Annotated in this window: 23 protein-coding genes; 13 read left to right on the top strand and 10 right to left on the bottom strand. The window is 63.9% G+C overall.

What is annotated here, in order from left to right; genetic code table 11:
- The first annotated feature begins 213 nt into the window (after window positions 1-213).
- Complete coding sequence (locus IF10I1_RS08140) at window positions 214-828, top strand: transglutaminase-like cysteine peptidase (RefSeq protein WP_208977167.1); 615 nt, start codon at window positions 214-216, stop codon at window positions 826-828.
- Window positions 829-1,003: 175 nt separating this feature from the next.
- On the opposite strand, the gene IF10I1_RS08135 is transcribed toward IF10I1_RS08140, so the two are convergent.
- Together IF10I1_RS08135 and IF10I1_RS08130 are read right to left on the bottom strand one after the other, a co-directional pair.
- Window positions 1,004-1,531 (bottom strand): gamma carbonic anhydrase family protein, encoded by a 528-nt coding sequence (locus tag IF10I1_RS08135; RefSeq protein WP_026356126.1) that lies wholly within the window; start codon window positions 1,529-1,531, stop codon window positions 1,004-1,006.
- 28 nt (window positions 1,532-1,559) lie between these two features.
- A complete protein-coding gene (locus IF10I1_RS08130; RefSeq protein WP_082205917.1) occupies window positions 1,560-1,889 on the bottom strand; it encodes a hypothetical protein in 330 nt (109 codons plus the stop codon).
- Window positions 1,890-2,111: 222 nt separating this feature from the next.
- Here IF10I1_RS08130 and IF10I1_RS08125 point away from each other — a divergent pair, with 222 nt between their 5' ends.
- Complete coding sequence (locus tag IF10I1_RS08125; RefSeq protein WP_186391898.1) at window positions 2,112-2,825, top strand: hypothetical protein; 714 nt, start codon at window positions 2,112-2,114, stop codon at window positions 2,823-2,825.
- Between the two features lie 141 nt (window positions 2,826-2,966).
- On the opposite strand, the gene IF10I1_RS08120 is transcribed toward IF10I1_RS08125, so the two are convergent.
- Entirely contained in the window at window positions 2,967-3,191 is a 225-nt protein-coding gene (locus tag IF10I1_RS08120) for a DUF3126 family protein (RefSeq protein WP_050472757.1), read from the bottom strand.
- A gap of 117 nt (window positions 3,192-3,308) precedes the next feature.
- Complete coding sequence (gene cysE / locus IF10I1_RS08115; RefSeq protein ID WP_050472756.1) at window positions 3,309-4,142, bottom strand: serine O-acetyltransferase; 834 nt, start codon at window positions 4,140-4,142, stop codon at window positions 3,309-3,311.
- 163 nt (window positions 4,143-4,305) lie between these two features.
- On the opposite strand from cysE, the gene IF10I1_RS08110 reads away from it, so the two are divergent.
- A complete protein-coding gene (locus tag IF10I1_RS08110) occupies window positions 4,306-5,109 on the top strand; it encodes an enoyl-CoA hydratase (protein WP_208977168.1) in 804 nt (267 codons plus the stop codon).
- Between the two features lie 107 nt (window positions 5,110-5,216).
- Here IF10I1_RS08110 and IF10I1_RS08105 read toward each other — a convergent pair whose 3' ends face one another.
- Together IF10I1_RS08105 and IF10I1_RS08100 are read right to left on the bottom strand one after the other, a co-directional pair.
- A complete protein-coding gene (locus tag IF10I1_RS08105) occupies window positions 5,217-6,104 on the bottom strand; it encodes an alpha/beta fold hydrolase (protein ID WP_186414986.1) in 888 nt (295 codons plus the stop codon).
- Window positions 6,101-6,853, bottom strand: a complete 753-nt coding sequence (locus IF10I1_RS08100) for an alpha/beta fold hydrolase (RefSeq protein ID WP_186391900.1) — start codon at window positions 6,851-6,853, stop codon at window positions 6,101-6,103. Before IF10I1_RS08100 ends, IF10I1_RS08105 begins: the two co-directional genes overlap by 4 nt.
- A 228-nt stretch (window positions 6,854-7,081) precedes the next feature.
- Between IF10I1_RS08100 and IF10I1_RS08095 the strand changes: the two genes are divergently transcribed.
- The 6 genes from IF10I1_RS08095 to IF10I1_RS08070 all read left to right on the top strand — a co-directional run bounded on the left by IF10I1_RS08095 (window position 7,082) and on the right by IF10I1_RS08070 (window position 11,403).
- Window positions 7,082-7,327 carry a zinc-finger domain-containing protein gene (locus IF10I1_RS08095; RefSeq protein WP_050472753.1) on the top strand — a complete coding sequence of 82 codons (246 nt, stop codon included), beginning with the start codon at window positions 7,082-7,084 and terminating at the stop codon, window positions 7,325-7,327.
- 81 nt (window positions 7,328-7,408) lie between these two features.
- Window positions 7,409-8,599, top strand: a complete 1,191-nt coding sequence (locus IF10I1_RS08090; RefSeq protein WP_186391901.1) for an FAD-dependent monooxygenase — start codon at window positions 7,409-7,411, stop codon at window positions 8,597-8,599.
- A gap of 98 nt (window positions 8,600-8,697) precedes the next feature.
- The gene (locus IF10I1_RS08085; RefSeq protein WP_186424434.1) at window positions 8,698-9,447 is read left to right on the top strand and encodes a competence/damage-inducible protein A; all 750 of its coding nucleotides are present in this window, start codon (window positions 8,698-8,700) and stop codon (window positions 9,445-9,447) included.
- A 16-nt stretch (window positions 9,448-9,463) separates the two neighbouring features.
- Entirely contained in the window at window positions 9,464-9,973 is a 510-nt protein-coding gene (gene gpt, locus IF10I1_RS08080; RefSeq protein WP_019966479.1) for a xanthine phosphoribosyltransferase, read from the top strand.
- Between the two features lie 170 nt (window positions 9,974-10,143).
- Window positions 10,144-10,548, top strand: coding sequence for a hypothetical protein (locus tag IF10I1_RS08075; RefSeq protein WP_186424433.1), 405 nt, complete (start codon window positions 10,144-10,146; stop codon window positions 10,546-10,548).
- Window positions 10,549-10,656: 108 nt separating this feature from the next.
- A complete protein-coding gene (locus IF10I1_RS08070) occupies window positions 10,657-11,403 on the top strand; it encodes a L,D-transpeptidase (RefSeq protein WP_123194574.1) in 747 nt (248 codons plus the stop codon).
- Window positions 11,404-11,531: 128 nt separating this feature from the next.
- On the opposite strand, the gene sfsA is transcribed toward IF10I1_RS08070, so the two are convergent.
- The 3 genes from sfsA to IF10I1_RS08055 all read right to left on the bottom strand — a co-directional run bounded on the left by sfsA (window position 11,532) and on the right by IF10I1_RS08055 (window position 15,114).
- Complete coding sequence (sfsA, locus tag IF10I1_RS08065; protein WP_186424432.1) at window positions 11,532-12,233, bottom strand: DNA/RNA nuclease SfsA; 702 nt, start codon at window positions 12,231-12,233, stop codon at window positions 11,532-11,534.
- Window positions 12,234-12,243: 10 nt separating this feature from the next.
- Window positions 12,244-13,692: a TrkH family potassium uptake protein gene (locus IF10I1_RS08060; protein ID WP_244274475.1), complete on the bottom strand. Its 1,449-nt coding sequence runs from the start codon at window positions 13,690-13,692 to the stop codon at window positions 12,244-12,246.
- Window positions 13,693-13,896: 204 nt separating this feature from the next.
- Window positions 13,897-15,114 (bottom strand): pilus assembly protein TadG-related protein, encoded by a 1,218-nt coding sequence (locus IF10I1_RS08055; protein ID WP_186391903.1) that lies wholly within the window; start codon window positions 15,112-15,114, stop codon window positions 13,897-13,899.
- 634 nt (window positions 15,115-15,748) lie between these two features.
- On the opposite strand from IF10I1_RS08055, the gene IF10I1_RS08050 reads away from it, so the two are divergent.
- From IF10I1_RS08050 to IF10I1_RS23085, 4 genes are all read left to right on the top strand, one after another.
- Window positions 15,749-16,855: a methionine ABC transporter ATP-binding protein gene (locus IF10I1_RS08050; RefSeq protein WP_058899536.1), complete on the top strand. Its 1,107-nt coding sequence runs from the start codon at window positions 15,749-15,751 to the stop codon at window positions 16,853-16,855.
- Window positions 16,845-17,522: a methionine ABC transporter permease gene (locus IF10I1_RS08045; RefSeq protein ID WP_019966460.1), complete on the top strand. Its 678-nt coding sequence runs from the start codon at window positions 16,845-16,847 to the stop codon at window positions 17,520-17,522. The genes IF10I1_RS08050 and IF10I1_RS08045 overlap by 11 nt, the downstream gene beginning before the upstream one ends.
- Before the next feature lie 38 nt (window positions 17,523-17,560).
- A complete protein-coding gene (locus tag IF10I1_RS08040; RefSeq protein ID WP_050472735.1) occupies window positions 17,561-18,358 on the top strand; it encodes a MetQ/NlpA family ABC transporter substrate-binding protein in 798 nt (265 codons plus the stop codon).
- Window positions 18,359-19,172: 814 nt separating this feature from the next.
- The gene (locus IF10I1_RS23085) at window positions 19,173-19,301 is read left to right on the top strand and encodes a hypothetical protein (RefSeq protein ID WP_256387915.1); all 129 of its coding nucleotides are present in this window, start codon (window positions 19,173-19,175) and stop codon (window positions 19,299-19,301) included.
- 187 nt (window positions 19,302-19,488) lie between these two features.
- Here IF10I1_RS23085 and IF10I1_RS08035 read toward each other — a convergent pair whose 3' ends face one another.
- Entirely contained in the window at window positions 19,489-20,598 is a 1,110-nt protein-coding gene (locus IF10I1_RS08035) for an FAD-binding oxidoreductase (RefSeq protein ID WP_186424431.1), read from the bottom strand.
- Between the last annotated feature and the right edge of the window lie 34 nt (window positions 20,599-20,632).

The following is a 20,632-nucleotide window of genomic DNA, read 5'->3' as shown; positions in this document are numbered from 1 at the left end:
CGATTTCTGAAAATCCAGTTTGAAATCATTGACTTGCGCAAGATCCATAAAATTTTATTCAAATCAATATAAAACTCAAATCAAAATCAAATAAAATAAAGAAAAAACTCAAGTCAAATTCAGATAAACATCATGGAAAAAGCGATGACCTGACTTAGACGCAAATAAAATTGCAGATGCAATGGTGTCGTCAGCCTTGGGGAGGGCGACGACATGAAGATAAAGATCTGGAAGCCAATCATCGCATGTGCTGCCTTTGCGGCAACCATCTATGCCACAGCAGCAAGCGCCAATCCCGGCCGCTATATGGCCATGGCCGGAGCTGCGGCAGCGCCGCAGGGACATCTCGTCTTCTGCAAGGAACATCCCGCAGCCTGCGCGGCCCGCACCGACAAGCCAGTTGTCGTGAAGCTCTCGGAAGAGCGCTTCGAGGAACTGCTTTCGGTCAATGCCACCGTCAATCGGGAAATCCGTCCCGTGACGGACATGGAACAGTTCGGTGTGCCCGAGTACTGGACCTTTCCGGACAATGGCGTCGGCGACTGCGAGGAGTATGTGATCGAAAAGCAGCGCCGTCTGATGAAGGCCGGCTGGCCCGCAAGCGCGCTGCTGATCACGGTGGTGAAGGACATCAACAACGAAGGCCATGCGGTCCTGACGGTCCGCACGGATCAGGGCGACCTGATCCTCGACAACCAGATCGAGGCCGTGCTGCCCTGGTACTCGACGCCCTACCGCTACGTGAAGCGGCAGGCCACGACATCGGCAGCCGCCTGGACCAGCATTTCCGATACCCGCGTCACCACCGTGGCCAGCATCGGAAATTGAGACCCGCATACGGAAGCGTTCCGGGACGTCCCGGAGCCCGACAGAACAGCCCGGCCGCGTCCCCACCCTCCCCATCCCAACCACGGCCGGGTTCAGGGAGCCGGTCCGCCCCCGCGAGACCGGCTCCCGCCTTTTCGGGCGTATTGCGGCGGACCATCATCATTCAGTCGTGAGTTCAAAGGGGCGCCAGCCCGGCCTTGAACCTCTGCCAGTTGCGCACGTAGCCTGCCGCCGATTTGCGCAGGCCTTCTTCGGCCGCAGCATCCAGCGTCCGCGCAACACGGCCCGGCATGCCCACCACCAGCGAATTGTCCGGGATTTCCTTGCCCTCGGGGATCAGCGCATTGGCGCCCACGATGCAGTTGCGGCCGATCTTCGCGCCGTTCAGCACCGTCGCGCCCATACCGATGAGGGAATTGCTGCCGATGGTGCAGCCGTGCAGGATGGCCTTGTGGCCGATGGTGCAGCCCTCGCCGATGGTCAGGGGATAGCCCATGTCCGTGTGCAGCACGCAGCCGTCCTGGACATTGCTGTTCTTGCCGACGAGGATCAGTTCATTATCACCGCGCAGCACCGCGCCGAACCAGACGCTCGCCCCCTCCTCCAGCCGCACCGACCCGATCAGCACTGCTGTTGGCGCCACCCAGCAGGCTCCGTCAGCAGCAAGTTCCGGCGTCCGGTCTTCAAGGCGGTAGAGCGTCATGTTTTCCTCCCGGTCTGTCACACCGGGATCACGACCACGAGTTGGCAAGCCCCAGCGCAAAATGCATTACGAGGACACCAGAGCACAGGCTCCACATGCCTGCAATGGTGGAGGAGGCCACCAGCCACCCGACCGGGCGCCCTTCCAGCCGCCGTCCACGGATGGCATTGCGCATGATGATGAAGGGTCCGGCGAAGACACAGACCAGAACAACCCCCAGAATTCCTGCGATACTATGCGCCGGGATCTGGAAACTGGGTGGCGAGTCGGTAACAAGTTGATAAGCGCTTCCAACCAGGCCCGCTGCAACGAAGCCGGCGCAGCCCATGTAAACGGCAAGCAGCAGTTCAAGAAGCACGGCATTAACCTCTTGTTAACCATCAGGGCGTGAGTCTGTCCTCACGGAGACAGGAGGGGAAGTGCAAACCGCATGCCGGTTTCCGGCGGTCACGAACGGAACAGAAACCAAGCGAATGCAGCAACCATCACAGGTCTGCCCATACCGTTCTGGAACATCTGTCCTGCTTTGGCACGGAAATGCTGACGGCTGCTTTGCGCGCAGAGCCGAAAGGTGGCGGCCATGATGCCGGTCACCCTACCCAAGGCAACAGGTTACCGGCCGTTCCATTCCGCCCTGATTCTGACGCTGCTGGTGCTGCTGACCCTTGCCTATATTGCAAAGATGATTGGCGGCTGGATTGAACAGGCCTCCACCCGGATGGAGCTGCGCACGGCCGAAGCCCGCCTTGTCACGCTCTGGCTTGGCGACCGCAGGGTAACGGTTCCCATGAACATGCTGCCCAAGCCGGAGCAGCGCAAGGAAGGCTCGTTCCACGAGCGGCTGACCCTGGAGGTCAACTGGCCCTCCATGACGGGCTATGCGGGCACCAGCGGGAACAGGGGCAGCCGGGCCGCTGCGGAACTGCCGGTCACCGTGGAACTGATGGCATCCCGCAAGGTCGAAACGGTCATGGAGCGGATGGACACCACGCTGCGGCGCCTTGCCGCCGGAAAGCCGCAGGTGGGACAGGCCGGTCTCTACATGCTCGACATGTCCGGCAAGGCGGGCGCCAGCGAAGACGTCCTGTTCTACGAGGACGACGGCACAGGGCTTGAAACCGGATTTGCCGCCCGCTGCAGAATGCCGAAAGATGCTCCGGCAAGCTGCCTGCGCGACATGCGCCTCGCCCCGGATCTCGTGGCCAGCTACCGCTTCGACATGAAGCTGCTCAGCAGCTGGGGCCGGCTGGACCGGCAGATGGGCGCCCTTTTCGAGAGTTTCCTGCCTCACTGAGACCTGGACGCCCCCAGACGGCTACGCCAGACCGGAAAACAGAAGGGACGCGCCTTGCAGCTTTGCGCAGGGCACGTCCCTTTCAGATCAGTTCCGGCAGCCGGCGCCGCTTGCCCATGGCTGCAGCGGCGGCTTGCCGGATCAATCCTCGTCGTCTTCCTCGAGGTCCATCTCCAGGATGGCCATCTGGAAGCTCCAGCTCAGGTCCTCGTCCTCGTCATCACGGAAGACAACGCCGATGAACTCGTCGCCGATGTAAACCTCGGCGGAATCGTCCTTCTTCGGACGGGCCTTCACCTTCATGGACGGCAGGTTGAACTTGCGCTGCAGATAGGCTTCCAGCTTCTTGATTTCGTCGGCTTTCACGTCTTTCGCTCCTTTCGGGTCCCCGTATTTCACGGGTGCGGAACCTACACGAACAGCGCCGTGAGCCAACCGCCGGAACCGTCTTTCCCCGGAATCATGGGCTTTCCCACAGGGGGATCACGCGTCAGGCTGTTTATCCGCCAGCAGCTGGTCCATGGACCGGGCCGGTTCTGCGCATCCCGCCTGCCCCACGACCCGCGCCGGAACCCCGGCCACGGTGGTGTTGCAGGGCACGTCCTGAAGCACAACCGAGCCTGCGGCAATGCGCGAGCAGCGGCCAATCTCAAGATTGCCGAGGATCTTGGCGCCCGCGCCGATGAGCACGCCCTTGCGGATCTTCGGATGCCGGTCGCCCTGCTCCTTGCCGGTGCCGCCCAGCGTCACGCCCTGCAGGATCGAGACATCATCCTCGATGACGGCCGTGGAGCCAACGACAAGCCCCGTGGCGTGATCCATGAAGATACCCCGGCCGACAGGAACCGCCGGATGGATATCCACCTGGAAGATCTCGGAGGACCGGCTCTGCAGATACAGCGCAAAGTCGGAGCGCCCGCGCCGCCACAACCAGTGAGCAAGGCGGTGCGTCTGCAGGGCATGGAAGCCCTTGAAATAAAGCAGCGGCTCCAGCAGCCGTTCGCAGGCCGGATCGCGGTCGAACACGGCCATCATGTCGACGCGGAAGATCTCGCCCAGTTCCGGCTCGTCGCTGAGGGCTTCGGAATAGGTCTGGCGGATCAGGGAGGCAGACACCACGTCCCGGCCCAGCCTGTCGCCAAGCCGGTGGATCACCGCGTCCTCAAGGCGCCCGTGGTTGAGAATGGTCTCATAAACGAAGGACGACAGAGCCGGTTCGCCGATGACCATCTTTTCGGCCTCTTCCCGAAGCTGATGCCATACGGGATCATGCAAGCTCACGGTTGGCTTGGCCGTCTTGAAAGTGGTGTTCACCATGGCGCGTCTCCTGTCGCAGGCCCTGTGCGCAGCCTCTGCCGCGCCGGACCTGTCATGCCGTCCTCATATAGGCCGGAGCGAGCCATAACAAAGCCCGGCCAAAAGGAAAAGAACTCATCACCGGACGCCATACCCTCAAGGCGCCAGACAGGGAAGATATCACGTGACAGGACAATCGCACACTCCCCCGCCGGAACTTGAGATCCAGATTGAAGGCAGCACCGGCTGGCTGGTGATCGCCAATGAAAAGCGCCGCAACGCCATGACGCTGGAGATGTGGCGCGCCCTGCCCGCTGCCGTGTCCGCTCTTGAAGCCGATGGCGGGGTCCGGGTCATCATCCTGCGCGGTGCGGGCAGCGAGACCTTCTGCGCCGGGGCGGACATTTCCGAGTTCGAGGAGACCCGCAAGAACGCACAAGCCGCCCGTACCTATGAGGACATCAACCTCGCCGCCTTCGAGGCGCTGAAGGCCTGCCGCAAGCCGGTGATTGCCATGATCCGCGGCCATTGCCTCGGCGGCGGCTTCGGTCTTGCCGCGTCTTGCGACCTGCGCCTTGCCAGCCAGGGCAGCAGCTTCGGCATCCCCGCCGCCCGGCTTGGCATCGCCTATCCCCCGGCTGCGCTGATGGATGTGGCCGCGCTCATCGGCCCGGCGCGGACACGGGAACTGATCTTCACCGCCCGGCGCATCGAAGCCGGTGAGGCCCTGCACTGGGGTTTTCTCAATCAGCTTCTGGAAGACAGCGCACTGGAGGCCGAGGCACGGAAACTGGCGGCCACGATTGCGCAAAACGCACCGCTGACCCATGCCGCCACCAAGGCGGCGCTGACCAGCCCGGCAGGCCAATCAGCACCCGATCATGACAAGGCGGAAGCTGCGGCCATCGCCTGTTTTGACAGCGCCGATTTCGCAGAGGGAAGAACCGCCTTCCTCGAAAAGCGGACTCCGGATTTCAAGGGCGCGTAAGAAGCGCCTCAACCGCACGGGCCAGAGACCTGAAACGACTCAGCTTTCGGGGCGCAGTTGAATCAGAATCAGAACTTCAGCCAAACGGCTCAAGACCCTGATCCGACTCAGGCTTTGGCCTCCACCGCCAGATCCTGCAGAAACTCCAGCAGCGCGCCGGTGAAGACGTCATTGCGGTCTCCGGCCACCATGTGCCCGGCCCCGGCCACATCGGCAAGCCGGGCATGGGGCACGAGCTGGCGGAATTCGTCGAGATGCTCCTCGCTGACCAGTTCCGACTGACCGCCGCGCACCAGCAGCACCGGCAGGGTCAGGCGGGCTGCGGCCGCGACGAGTTCGGCTTCCACCTTTGCCCGCAGATCTTCGCCCCCTGCATGGCGTGCAGCGATGAAGGCCGGGTCCCAGTGCCAGCGGTAGCGGCCATCGGGATGAAGGCGCAGGTTCTTCGCAAGCCCGTCCAGCGAGCGCGGGCGCGGCCGGTGCGGCAGATAGGCGGCAATGGCATCCGCCGCGTCCTCCACCGTGGCAAAGCCCTCGTCCACCTTCTCGGCCATGAAGTCGAGAATGCGCGAAACGCCGCCCGCATCGACACGCGGGGTGATATCGACCAGCACCATGGCTTCGAGCCGCCCCGGCGTCTGCGCGCCCTCAGACAGCAGTCCGGCCAGCCCGCCGAGCGACGCACCGACCAGCACCGGCCGGCGGCCATGGCTCTCCGTCACCTGTGCAGCCACAGCTGAGAGGTCCCGGCCGAAGTCGGCAAAATCATAAGCGCCGGAGGCCACCCACTCGCTGTCCCCATGGCCGCGCTGGTCCATGGCGTAAGCGGTGAAGCCAGCCCTGGCGAGGCGGACACCCGCCCCCGCCCAGGCGTGGCGCGTCTGCCCGCCGCCATGCAGCAGCAGCACCGGCTGGCCTGTCCCGCTGCCGAAACGGTCAGCCGCAAGCCGGTTGCCCTCGGCACCGGTAAAGCTGGTGGCGGCGGGGGCGCTCATGCGGTCTGGGCCAGGAAGTCGAGGACGCCCTGCTTGTAGACCTTGTCGCCCACGGCGACCATGTGATCGCGGTTGGGGATCTCCAGCACCCTTGCCCCCGGAATGAGGTCCGCCAGCGCCTGCGGCGATCCGGCAATGTCGTCCTTGGTGCCGACGGCCACCAGCACCGGGCGGGCGATGCGGGCGACATCCTCTTCGGAAATCTTCTGCCGGGACGAGCGGATGCAGGCCGCCAGCGCCCGCTTGTCGGCGCCGGTCTGTTCGGCAAAGGCGCGGAAGGCCCGGCCCGTGCGATCGGGAATGTCCTGCAGGCCTTCGGCTTCCAGCGCCCGGGCAATCGGCTCGCCATCCCCGATGCCGGTGATCATGCCGTAGCCCATGCCGCCGAAGATTGCCCGGCGCACCCGGTCCGGATGATTGAGCGCCAGAAAGGCGGTGATGCGGGCGCCCATGGAATAGCCCATCACATCAACACTGGAGAGGCCGAGATGATCCAGCAGCCGCCGGGCATCCTCGGCCATCATCGGCGCGCCATAGTCCGCCGGATCATAAAACTTGCCGCTCTCGCCGTGGCCCCGGTTGTCGAGGGCGATCACCCGGCGGCCATCCTTGAGCAGAAGATCCACCCAGCCCGGATTGACCCAGTTGACGGACTTGTTCGAGGCAAAGCCGTGGATCAGCAGGATCGGCTCGCCCTCCCCCTCATCGATGTAGGCAATGTCGGCGATATCGGATTTGAAGACGGGCATGCGGAACCTGACGTTTACGTTAAAGGCAGAGACAATTTGTCCGATACCTTAGGCGCAAGATCCGCCGCTTGGAAGTCCCCCGGAATGGCTGATCTGCCTTATGCAGGGGCAGGGAACCTGCGGACCGCCGCTGCGCACGGGAAATCCGCCAAGCCCCCTACCCTTTCCGGCGCGGGGGCGGTATGTTCGCGCATCTTTTGACCCGGACAGTAATCTTGGACAGGTGCCATGGCGGATCACGTAGTCCCGCATTTCCAGAACAGCAGCGGCCACGAAAGCGTGGAGATCGGCGCGCATGAATTCATGTGCATCGGCGCGAATCCGCCGTTCGATCACCCGCATGTGTTCCTCGACATGGGCGATGAAGACCAGATCGTCTGCCCCTATTGCTCGACGCTCTACAAGTTCAACCCGGCCCTGAAGCCCGCCGAAGCCAATCCGGCGGATTGCGTCTGGGTTCCGGCAGCCGCCTGAAGCCTGACCGGCTGATGTATCTTGCGGCGGCGCCCGGCGGGCGCCGCTGATCCGGCATCCCCTTTCGGGTCAGGAGCGGCCATGACGCATCCCGTCATCATAGCCGGAGCGGGCATCGGCGGGCTGACCGCCGCCCTCGCGCTGGCACAAAAAGGTTTTTCCGTCATCCTGGCCGAAAAGGCCGCCTGGCTCGAGGAAGTGGGCGCCGGCATCCAGCTTTCCCCCAATGCCACGCATGTGCTCGCCGCACTCGGCGTGCTGGATGCGGTGCGCGGCCACGCCTTCGAACCGCAGGAACTGACGATCCGCAGCGCAAGGCACGGCGGCACTCTTGCCCATGTGCCGCTTGGCGCCGCCGCCGCTGACCGTTACGGCGCGCCCTATCTGCTGGTCCACCGTGCCGATATCCAGCGCGCCTTGCTGGACGCGGTCCATGCCATGCCGGCCATTTCCCTGCGTCTGGGCACCCGGGTGTCCTCGGTCTCCCAAGAAGGCGGCAAGCTGCAGGTGACGCTGGCACAGGGGGCGACTTCCCCCGAAACGCTGGAAGCCCACGCCCTGATCGGCGCCGATGGCGTGCGTTCCGCAACACGCCAGACGATCCTCAACGGCCCTGCTCCCGTCTTCTCCGGCCGCACCGCCTACCGGGCAACCGTGCCGGCCAGCCTGATCCCGCCGCAGTTTCTGGCCGGATCCGGCATCTGGTTCGGCCGGAAGGCGCATCTTGTTCACTATCCGCTGCGGCAGGGACGGGAGTTCAATCTGGTCGCGCTGGTGGAAGAAGACTGGGATGCACCGGGCTGGTCGGAACCGGCCAGCAAGGAAAACCTGCTGCAGCGCTTTGCCGGATGGCCTGAACCGGCCCAGAACCTGCTGCGGCTGCCGGATGAATGGCTCCGCTGGGCCTTGCGGGCCGTCGATGCAGGCGGCATCTGGCAGAAAGGCGGCATCGCCCTGCTGGGTGATGCCTGCCATGCCATGCTGCCCTTCGCGGCGCAGGGCGCGGCCATGGCCATCGAGGATGGCATCGTTCTCGCGCACCATCTGGCCGCCCGGCCGGATCAGCCCGCCGCCGCGCTTCAGGCCTATGTGCGCGAGCGCCAGCCCCGCTCGGCCAAGGTGCAGCAGACGGCGGCCACCAATTCCACCATCTACCACCTTGGTCTGCCCGCCGCGCTGGCCCGCGACACGGTGCTGCGCCTGTCCTCGCCGCAGTCGCTGCTGCAGCGGATGGACTGGATCTATGGCTGGCGCCCGCCTGCACATGCTTGAGCGCGCCGTAAACCTGAGATAAAGCGTTTTTCCCGGCATGGATGCTGCCAGCAGCCGGGCAATCCCTGAAGGTAAACGGCCCGGAAAGGCAACAGGCCATGCAGAGCGACAAGCCCAATGACATCGTGACCGCCGCCTTTCTCGTTATTGGCGACGAGATCCTCTCCGGGCGGACCAAGGACAAGAACATCGGCCATGTGGCGGATGTGCTGACCATGACCGGCATCGATCTGCGCGAAGTGCGCGTCGTGCCGGACGACGAGGAGCGGATCGTCGAGGCGGTCAATGCCCTGCGCAGCCGCTACGACTACGTCTTCACCTCCGGCGGCATCGGCCCGACCCACGACGACATCACGGCCGATTCCATCGCCAAGGCCTTCGGCGTCAGCATTGACTACGATCCGCGCGCCATGGCCATTCTCGAGGCCCATTACGCGCCAGGCCAGTTTACCGATGCCCGCAAGCGCATGGCCCGCATCCCGGCCGGCGCAGACCTCATCGAAAACCCGGTGTCCAAGGCCCCCGGCTTCCGCATCGGCAATGTGCATGTGATGGCCGGCGTGCCCAACATCATGCAGGCCATGCTGGACGCGGTGGTGCCCACCCTGCGCACCGGCCGCAAGATCCTGTCGCGCAGTGTCGATGCCCCTCTGCCCGAAAGCCGCATCGCCGATGCCCTGCGCCAGATCCAGAAGGAGCATCCCGAAACGGTGATCGGCTCCTATCCCCGCAATCAGGACGGCCACTACTCGACCCAGCTCGTGATCCGCGCCCGTGATGAAGATCCCTTGAACCGCGCAACCGAGGCCGTGGAAGCTGCCGTCGCTGCCGCCCTCAGCAATGCCTGAACAGGAAAAGACCTCCATGGAAAACCCGGACCAGCCGAAAGCCTTCCCCGTCTCATGGGACCAGTTCCACCGCGACGCCCGCGCCCTTGCCTGGCGCCTGTCCGGTCAGGGCGAATGGAAGGCCATTGTCTGCATCACCCGCGGCGGCCTTGTGCCGGCCGCCATCGTGGCCCGTGAACTCGGCATCCGCACCATCGAGACGGTGTGTGTCGCCAGCTATCACGACTACGAAAACCAGGGCTCGCTGCAGGTGATCAAGCCGATCGACCCGCGCGTCATCGGCCTTGATGAGGGCGAAGGCAGCGGCGTGCTGGTGATCGACGATCTGGTCGACACCGGCAAGACCGCCCGCGTCGTGCGCGAAATGCTGCCGAAGGCGCATTTTGCCACCGTCTATGCCAAGCCGATGGGCCGCCCGCTGGTTGACACCTTCGTGACGGAAGTCTCGCAGGACACCTGGATCTATTTCCCGTGGGACATGGGCTGGCAGTTCCAGCCGCCGCTGGCCAAGACGACCGCCGGCTGACCGGCCGCCAGTTGAAAGCATGGGGGCGCAGGCACGTGTCTGCGCCCCAAGTGTATCTGCGCCCTTTTTGCCACAGTGATGCGATCGTGCTGCGCCTCCTCCGCCGGTCACGGTGATTTGGCTTCACCCGCCCCCTCGCTGCCACATTCCCCCTTAATGAGGGGACCATGATGACGGCCCTGAGAGGAAATCTGGTGATTCTGGCGCTCGCTCCAGCACTTGTGATGCTGGTGCTGGCTCTTGCCGTAATGCGCCCGGCGCAAGCCCATTCCGCCTTTGTGAGGGCGGGACTGGTGAGTCTTGAGGCTCTCCAGCCTGCGCCCTACAGGGTCATCGCCAGCATCACCCCCAAGGCCAGCACCCCGGACGACGGGGCGCCGGTTCTGCCCGGTCAGGGCGCGCCCTGCAAGATCATGCTGTGCACCGGCATCATGGGCTTTCCCCTGCAGGAGCAGCCGCAACGGGTGAGCGTGCCCGCCGGAACGCTGTTTCTGGGAGCGCCGGAGCCTTATGGCGATCCTCCCGCCCGCCAGGACGACCCGCCCCCCAAACCCCGTTCATCAAACTTTTCGTGAAAATGGAACGGATTAAGCCCCCGGAAAGTTGAATCGGGGAGCTTGTCGCCAGGAGCCGCGCCCGTGCAGCACAATGCCGCCGGCTCCAGATCAGAATTGAGGTTTTAAATGCTGCTTTCCCGTCGCCGGTTTCTGGTTGCCGCCTCGGCAACACTTCTTGCCGGCTGTAACACCCGTTATGTCCAGCCGGTCCCCTCGCCCGGCCTCGCCCGTGATGGCTACGAGGGCGCAGCTCCCTCCTACAGCCACATTCCGCCGGAATATCTGCAGATGTACGGCCCGATGCCGAACGAGCAGTTCCCGATCCCGGCGGCGGATCTGCGCCGCGTCAAGCCGCAGTACTTCCGTCAGATCGTGCCCTATCAGAGCCCTGAGCCGACCGGCACCATCATCGTCGACACGCCCAACCGCTACCTCTATCTGACCATGGAAGGCGGACAGGCCATGCGTTATGGCGTCGGCATCGGCCGCGCCGGCTTCACCTGGGGCGGATCGGCCCGCATTGCCTACAAGCGCGAATGGCCGCGCTGGACGCCGCCGGCCGAAATGATCGCCCGTCAGCCGGAACTGGAAGAGTTCCGCAACGGCATGGCGCCGGGCCTCGACAATCCGCTGGGCGCCCGCGCGCTCTACATCTTCGAAGGCGGCCGCGACACGCTCTACCGCATCCACGGCACGGCAGAATACTGGACGATCGGCACCGCCGTTTCCTCCGGCTGCGTGCGCATGATCAACCAGGACGTGATCGACCTGTACAACCGCGTGCCCAACGGCACGAAGATCGTTGTGCTGCAGGCCCCTGCCAATGCCCCGGTCGCCGGCGGCGCGCAGCAGGACTTCGCCCTGCCGAGCTGACGCCATTTGCCCCGGTCCGCTTCGTCATACCAAGGCTCTGAGATGCTGACGCATCACGCCTTGAAGATGCTCAAGCGCCGCACGGGCTTGACCAACTCCCGATGAGCCGGGCTCATCGGGAGCTGGTATCAGGCGCGGATGGTAACCTTGCGGGTGGCGCGGATGAACTCCGGCGTCACCTCGCAGCCGATGGCATGGGCCTCGACGCCGCCTGCCATGGCCTGCTTGAGGGCCGCCGCATAGGCCGGATCGATGTCGGCGGCAAAATCCAGCTCGCTGCAATCGGGCCGCTGCACCAGATAGACCATCACCGCCCGGTGCCCGGCGCGCACCATATCCTCCAGTTCCACCAGATGCTTGGCCCCGCGCGCCGTCACTGAATCGGGAAATTCGGCAAGCCCGGCCTGGCGCATGAGATGGACGTTCTTCACCTCCACATAGGTGAGCCCGCCGTCCGCCCCTTCCAGCAGGATGTCGATCCGCGAGTTCTTGCCGTATTTGACCTCCCGCCGCAGGCCGGCAAAGCCGGAAAGCTCCGGGATGAGCCCGGCCAGCAGCGCCTCTTCCACCAAGCGGTTGGGATGAGCCGTGCTGATGCCGACCAGCGCTCCGTCCGCCTCGATGATCTCCCAGGACCAGGCGAGCTTGCGGGCCGGATTGTCCGAGCGGGACAGATAGACCAGCGAGCCGGGCGCATTGAGGCCGAGCATGGAGCCGGGATTGGCGCAATGGGCGGTGATCTCCTCGCCGCTGTCCAGCACCACATCCGCCAGAAACCGCTTGTAGCGCTTGACCAGACGCCCGCGAACGAGTGGCTTTTCGAAGTCCATTTTCTGCCTTTCAGTTTGCCCAGAAATCGCGGTCGAGCAGCACCAGCACGGTGAGAAGCTCCAGACGCCCCAGCAGCATGGCAACGCTCAGCACCCATTTGGCCCCGTCCGGCACCGACGCATAGCTGCCGCCGGGCCCGACAACCGGGCCGAGCCCCGGGCCAATATTGGCAATCGCACTGGCCGCTGCGGAGAAGGACGTCATGGCGCCCAGATCAAACACGGACAGCGCCAGAGTGACCGCGCCGACTGCGCCAATATAGACGATGAGATAGGACAGAACCGAGAAGGAGAGCTCGGGTGTCAACCGGGTGCGGCCGAAATATTCCGGCGTCACCCGGTTGGGCCTCACCATCTTGCGCAGATGCGAGCGCACCGTGCCGAAGAACACCTGATAGCGGAAGATCTTGATGCTGCCGCAGGTCGAGCCCGTACAGCCGCCGACAAAGCACAGCATCAAGACGAGACCGGCCACCGCGCTGCCCCAGGCCTGATAATCGGTCAGCACAAAGCCGGTGGTGGAGGTGATCGACACCACCGTGAAGGCCGCTTTTCTGAAGGCTTCGTGGAAAACCAGATCCTGCGTGCCGCCCAGATGCACGGTCAGGCCCAGCGTCACCACGGCCATGAACAGCAGGAAGGCACGCACCTGCGGATCGGTCCAGAGCCGCAGCGGCCGCCCGCGCAGCGCCTGGACGATCAGCACGAAGGGCAGCGCGCCAAGGATCATGAAGAAGACCGACGTCCAGACCACCGCCGGCATGTCTGCAAAGGCGGCAAAGGAGGCATCGCGCGTTGAAAAGCCCCCGGTCGCCACCGTGGCCATGGCATGGTTCACCGCATCGAAGGTCTCCATGCCGGCCGCCGCATAGGCGAGCGCGCAGGCGAAGGTGAGCAGCACATAGCAGCCGGCGATCAGCCGGATATGCTGCACCGAGCGCGCCACGATCTTTTCGGTGCGGTCGGCCACTTCCGTCTGAAACAGCTGCATGCCGCCGACCCTCAGGAAAGGCAGCAGCACAACGGCCATGATGGCAATCCCGGCGCCCCCCATCCACTGCAGCATGGAGCGCCAGACGAGCAGCCCCGGCGGCAGGGAATCCAGCCCCTCCAGAATGGTGGCCCCCGTGGTGGTGAAGCCGGAGACAGCCTCGAACATGGCATCGGCATAGCCGATGCCGAGCCACAGGAACGGCAGCGAGCCGAAGGCGGGCAGCGTCACCCAGGCCATCACCGTCAGCACGAAGGTCTGGCGCATGTTCAGCCCCCGGCGCAGCGTGCCGCGCATGGCGAGAGCCAGCAAGGTGCCCGCAAGGCTGGTCAGAAAGGCCGAAAAGACAAAGGCCTGCCAGTCGGCATTCTTGCTGGCCACATCCACCATGGCCGGCACCAGCATGGCCGTCGCAAGAGCGGCGTAGAGAAAGCCGAGAACACTCAGGATTGGGCGCAGAGCAATCAAGTCAGGACTTTCCGCCGGAACAACGTCACCACCGCCGCATCAGGCATCCCCCCGCCGGCACATGCGCCAGACATTGCCGCGCCGCACCCGCCCTGTCGAGCCCGGATTACGCCCCATCCCCGGCTGAGGGCAAAATGAGGATAAGGCTCAGGCGTTTGCGCGGGCTGGAGCTGCTCCCGGTGCGGGTCTCACCGGGAGCAGGCATTACCGGCTTATGTAGCCGCCGCTGCCGCCACCGCCTGACTGAAGGGGCTTCAGCACCCAGTTGATCGAGTTCAGCACCAGCGTGTTGGCGACCAGCAGGAACTGTTCGCCCTGCACATCTGAACTGGCATTGAAGGTGACATCCCGGCTGGGCAGGTGGATCACGCCCTTGAAGTTTTCTCTGACGGTCGAGTTGAATATGAACTGCGAGGATGACAGGCCCGGCTTCTCGCTGAACAGAATATCGGCGTAAGGCCCGCTCTTCGGCGCGCTCAGGACGATATCCATGCCGGAGTTGAACTGAATTTTCGATGTGTCGGCAAAATAAAAGGTAACACCATCCCCCCGCCAGACGCCGCCATTGACGTTCCATCCTCCGTCCTTGATGACGTAGAGGCCCGGCTGAAAGGTCACCGAAGGCGAGCCATTGAAGTTGAACCAGCCGCAATAGACACCGGGCGACAGGCTGACACTGGGGCCATTGAAGTTGCCGTGCCACTGCGTGCATTGCGTGCTGGCCGGAGCGCTGATCCGGCCCTCATAAGGATCGGCAAGAGGGGAACAGTTCCGCTCGAGATTGCTGTAAGTCCCGCCATTATGAATGATCCGGTCCCCGCGCAGACAGATCCGCGCGGCGTTTATGCTTGACCCACCATTGAGAATGGCGGCAGGAGACGCAGTAGACCAGACGTGTATCTCGCATTCTTTTGCCGCAATATTCACGCCCCCATTGACAACGAAGGCTTGGGAAGCGGACGGAGACTTGACGATGATACAGGGGTTGGCGCCGCCCAGCCCCGCTTCAGCAAGCACACTCACTTCCAGAGTGTTGCGCCCGAGAACGCGCAAAAAATGGGTCTCTACACGAGCGGAGACGGTCACCTGGACAGAGCCGGACTCAAAGCGGACCGCATGAACGGCAGCATCGCTGCTGATGAGCCAATTCTCCTGATTGGCCTGAAGCACCGTGCCCCCCAGCTCCGCTGCCTTGGACTGATCCCTGGTCTGCGAAACTTCCCTTGCCACCGCCATCACAGCCGCATCTGCCGCAGCCTGCAACTGCGTCCGCACCGTGACGGCATAGCCATAATCAACAGCAACACCGATGGCAGCAATCAAAGGCAATGCAAGCAAGGCGAATATGACGACGACATTCCCTCTGCGATCACCTCGTAATCGCATGATCCTGCCGGCAATAGATCTTACGGCACTGTTCACGGTTATCTCTTCTCCCCCAACGGAATAGAGACACAAATATCAGGATTTTTTGAACAATCAATATCGATATTGAAATCGCAACAAGCATCAACTCAAATAAAAAATCAAAAGAACGCGAATAAAGGCCAATTACTTGAAATCCACAACGCGACATATACAAGGAAAAAATTTTCATAAATTGAAATGCGTCGGAAAAATCAAGAAATGTACAGATTAAAAAAATTAATCAGAATTATTTCGCTTGGAAAAATAAACCGCTCCGCAACTGTATGCCACAGACGGGGCAGGATTGCAGCTGCCGGCGCGCCGAAACCAGAGAATTAATCATATAAATCTTCATGCATGAATCCCACCACCGCTTCTGCCGGGAGTGCGGCATATCATACACCTCGGAACACCCGGCCGCGCCCCGGGGAGTTTCCCCCGTGCCTGAACGAAGCCCCCGGGACCGTTCTGAAAATTTTTTCCCCGTATTTTCCAAATTGGGCCAAGCCGATCCGGAATTGAGGCGATATAGATGACCCGGTCCCTCGCGCTGCTGGCCCGGCTCTGGGATATTAGCGTCACAATCCGCCCTCAGGCCCCTTCCAAGGCGTTGCAGGCGGCCCTCCCAACAGGTTCTGACCCCGTGAACATGCAATCCAATCCGCCCGATCCGCACAGTCTTGCCTCCGCGCCGGCGGATGGCAGCCCGGCGCCTCTGGTGCAGATCAAGGGTGTGGCAAAGATCTATCCGGCCCGCAGTGGCCATGCTGCCGTCGAGGCGCTGAAGGACATTGACCTGTCCGTCGGGCGCGGTCGCATTCTGGGCGTCATCGGGCGTTCGGGCGCCGGCAAATCCACCCTGATCCGCCTCGTCAACGGGCTGGAGCGTCCCAGCCGGGGCGCGGTGATCGTCGATGGCACCGACCTGACGCAGCTCAGCGAAGCGGCCCTGCGCGCCGAGCGCCGCTCCATCGGCATGATCTTCCAGCACTTCAACCTGCTGGCCCGGCGCACCGTGTTCGACAACGCCGCCCTGCCGCTGGAAATCATCGGCGCCAGCCGGTCCGAGATCGAACGGCGGGTGCGCCCGCTGCTGGATCTTGTCGGCCTCGACGGCAAGGCGGACCGCTATCCGGGCGAACTCTCCGGCGGCCAGAAGCAGCGCGTCGGCATCGCCCGGGCTCTCGCAACCGATCCCAAGGTGCTGCTCTCCGACGAAGCGACCTCGGCGCTGGACCCGGAGACGACAGACCAGATCCTTGACCTGCTGCGCCAGGTGAACCGGGAGCTGGGTCTCACCATCCTGCTCATCACCCACGAGATGAGCGTGATCAACGCCATCACCGATGAAGTCGCGGTGATCGACGGCGGCCAGATCGTTGAACATGGCCGCACCTTCGATGTCTTCACCGAACCGCAGCACCCCACCACCCGCAGCTTCGTCTCCGCCGTGACCGGCGCCGTGCTGCCGGAACATCTGCGCGCAAGGCTGCAGAGCACGCCCCAGCCCGGCGGGCAGGCGCTGGTGCGCCTCATTTTCAAGGGTGAAGGCAGCCAGAGCCCGTTCATCAGCCACTTCTCGCGCACGCTGGGGCTCGACCTGTCCATCGTGCAGGGCAAGATCGACCAGATCGCAGGCCAAACCTATGGCCAGCTGGTCGTCAGCGTCGATGCCGCACCTGAAACCCTTGCCGCCGTTGAGGCAGGTGCCCGCTCCCACGGCCTGACCAGCGAGGTGCTTGGCTATGTTGCCTGATTTCCTGCCCCCGCACATTCTCAAGCTGATCTTCGACAGCCTGCTGCAAACCCTTCACATGGTTGCCGTTTCCGGCCTTCTGGCAACGGCCATCGGCCTGCCGCTGGGCGTGTTCCTGGCCACCAGCCGCAAGGGCGAGCTGTTCGCCGCCCCTGCCCTCAATGCGGTGCTGGGCCTCATCGTCAACGCGGCGCGCTCCACGCCCTTCATCATTCTGGTGGTCGCCATCGTGCCGCTGACCCGGCTGATTGCAGGCACTTCGATTGGCACCACGGCGGCCATCGTGCCGCTGACGATCGGCGCGACGCCATTCGTTGCCCGCGTCATCGAAGGCGCCATCCGGGGCGTGGATCAGGGCCTGATCGAGGCGGCCCGTGCCATGGGGGCAACGCCGCTGCAGATCGTGCGCAAGGTACTGCTGCCCGAGGCGCTGCCTGCCATCACCCATGCCCTCACCTTCACCGCCGTCAGCCTCATCGGCTATTCGGCCATGGTCGGCGCCGTTGGCGGCGGCGGCCTGGGTGATCTCGGCATCCGCTTCGGCTATCAGCGCTTCATGCCCGACGTGATGCTGGCGGTCGTGCTGGTGCTCATCCTTCTCGTGCAAGGCGTGCAAAGCCTTGGCGACAGCCTTGCCCGGCGCTTCGACAAGCGCGCCCGGCATTGAAGTTTCCGCTTGTCCTTTCCCAGAACCGGAGTGCTCACATGCTCTTCAAGTCCATTGCCGCGTCCCTGACCGGCGCCGTTGCTGCCCTCACCCTCTTCGCTGCCGCCCCGGCTTTTGCCGAGACGATCAAGGTCGGCGTCACCCCCGGCCCCCATGCCCAGATCATGGAAGAAGTGAAGCGCCTTGCCGCGCCGAAGGGCCTCGACATCGAGATCCTCGAATTCTCCGACTATGTGGTGCCGAACGAGGCGCTGAACGCCGGTGATCTGCAGGCCAACTCCTTCCAGCACAAGCCTTATCTCGACAACCAGGTGGCCGACCGCGGCTATCAGCTGACGGATGTGGCCTTCACTGTCAACTTCCCCATCGGCGTCTATTCGCAGAAGCACAAGGCGATCACCGACCTGCCGGAAGGCGCCACGGTTGCCATCCCGAACGATCCGACCAATGGCGGCCGCGTGCTGCTGCTGCTGGATGACGCGGGCGTGCTGAAGCTGCGCGAGGACGCAGGCGTCAAGGCCTCCATCGCCGACATCGTCGAGAACCCGAAGAAGCTGAAGATCGTCGAGATCGACGCCGCCCAGCTGCCGCGCTCGCTGCCGGATGTGGATGCCGCCGGCATCAACACCAACTATGCCAAGGAAGCCGGCCTTGACCCGGTCAAGGACCCGATCCTGCGCGAAAGCCCGAAGGGTCCTTACGTGAACCTCATCGCCGTGCGCACGCAGGACAAGGACGCCGCCTGGGTGAAGACCCTCGTGGAAACCTACAATTCCGACGAAGTGCGCAAGTTCGTGGAAGACACGTTCCACGGCGCGGTTCTCGCCGGCTGGTAATCAGCCCGGAATTTTGACCGAAGCAAACGGCAGCGCCCCTTTCCAGCGATGGATCGGGGCGCTGTTGTTTTTGGGAGGCTGCGGCGACCAGAATGGGTACAGCGCCGGTTCTGACGCCCCGCCCCTCACTCCGTCATGCCATGGCTCGACCATGGCACCCATGCCGTTCCCCATCCGCACGGCCAGCACCTCGAAGGGTCTCATCGTCACAGGGGCCCAATCCCGCGCACAACGTGCCGGGACGCATCGGGGTGGATGCCATGGTCAAGCCATGGCATGACGAAAGTGGAGGGGTTTTCGCGTGATGGTGGCGTGGTCATTGGCAAGGCGGCAGGACGGCGCAAGACGGCAGGACGGCGTAAGGCCGCAGCGCCGGTTCTGACACTCCGGGCCACCCAAACACTCCGTCATGCCATGGCTTGACCATGGCACCCATGCCGTTTCCCATCCGCACGGGCAGCACCTCGAAGGGTCTCATCGTCACAGGGGCCCAATCCCGCGCACAACATGCCGGGACGCATCGGGGTGGATGCCATGGTCAAGCCATGGCATGACGAAAGCGGAGGGGTTTTCGCATGATGGCGGCGTGGTCATTGGCGAGGCGGCAGGACTGCGCAAGACGGCGCAAGGCCGCAGCGCCGGTTCTGACACTCTGCCCCCTCACACACTCCGTCATGCCATGGCTTGACCATGGCACCCATGCCGTTCCCCATCCGCACGGGCAGCATCTCGAATGCCGCACCCACACAGAGCCCCAATCCCGCGCACAACATGCCGGGACGCATCGGGGTGGATGCCATGGTCAAGCCATGGCATGACGAAAGTGGAGGGGTTTTTGCGCGAAGGCGGCGTGGTCATTGGCGAGGCGGCGGGACTGCGCAAGGCCGCAGCGCCGGTTCTGACACTCCGGGCCACCCAAACACTCCGTCATGCCATGGCTTGACCATGGCACCCATGCCGTTTCCCATCCGCACGGGCAGCACCTCGAAGGGTCTCATCGTCACAGGGGCCCAATCCCGCGCACAATGTGCCGGGACGCATCGGGGTGGATGCCATGGTCGAGCCATGGCATGACGGATGATGGGGATGGGGGATGTGGGCGGCGGACAGGGATGTTGCAGCCCCTCCCCTCACACCCCGCCTAATCCAGCAGCCCAGCGGGAGACGTCCGCTGCGGCACGTTTGCCGGTGAGGGCATCAGCCACGCCGAGGCCCATCAGCGGGCCGAGCTTGAAGCCGTGGCCGGAGCAGGCGCTGAGCAGCCAGCCGGATTTGCCCAGCGGCTCGCTGACGAAACGCTCGTCTGCCGAGACGGTGTAGTAGCAGATCTTTTCCTCGATGATCCGGTAACGCTCGGAGCCGCGCAGCGTGCCGGTCAGGGCCTCGCGCACGGGGGCGATGTCGGCTGCCGTGGGCGTGCGGTCATCGCTGCCGTGGCCGATACGGGTGAAGCGGTGATCGCCGATCTTCAGCCGGGTGCCGTTGCAGGGTGGCAGGACATAGGCGCCATAGCTGCCGCTGCCCATGTCGATGATGATAGGAGCCTGCGCCCATGCGGAAGCCATATCCTGCGGCGGCTCCAGATAGAGCACCAGCTGGCGGGACGGAACGAGGCGCTGAGCGGCCTGAGGCACCAGATCACTCACCCAGGCACCGGCGGCCACAATGACTGCATCGAAGCTCTCACGGTTGCCATCCACCGTCACCGTGGCGCTGTCCGGGTCCACATCCGTTACGCGGGAGTGGGGCCTCAGATCCGCGCCGTTTTCCGCCAGCCAGGCGGCAAGCGCCGAGATGATGCGGGCGGCGAAGAGCACGCCGGTTCCGCCCACCTCGAAGGCCTCGCGGATGCCGGAGGTTTCCAGCACCGGGATCATGGCCGCAAGCCCGTCGAGCGGCAGGGAGCGGATGGGGATGCCCAGCGCGTTCATTTCTGCTTCTGCGGCGGGGAAATAGCTCACCTCCCCGCGCGAGACATGCACCATGGGGCGCGGCTCGAAATGGCGCTGCCCCAGATCCTGCCAGAGCGCGTCATAGGCACGGAAGGCCTCCGGCATCAGCTGGCCGTAGCCATCGAGGCCGGGATAGATGTGGCGGGTGATGCGGTGCTCGTCATGAGAGGTGGCCAGCGGATTGGGGATGGGGCCCTGATCAAAAACCGTCACCGCCACACCGGCCTTGCGCAAGGCCCATGCTGCCGACAACCCGCCAATACCCGCACCAACAATCGCAACTTTCACCGTCTCGTCTCCTGTGCCTGTCAGACCCAATCTA

This window comes from Pannonibacter sp. I15F10I1 (genome assembly GCF_900185665.1).
GTDB classification, from domain to species: Bacteria; Pseudomonadota; Alphaproteobacteria; order Rhizobiales; family Stappiaceae; genus Pannonibacter; species Pannonibacter indicus.
Note: the sequence above shows the minus strand (reverse complement) of the source record. Positions and strands in the feature narration are given on the sequence as shown.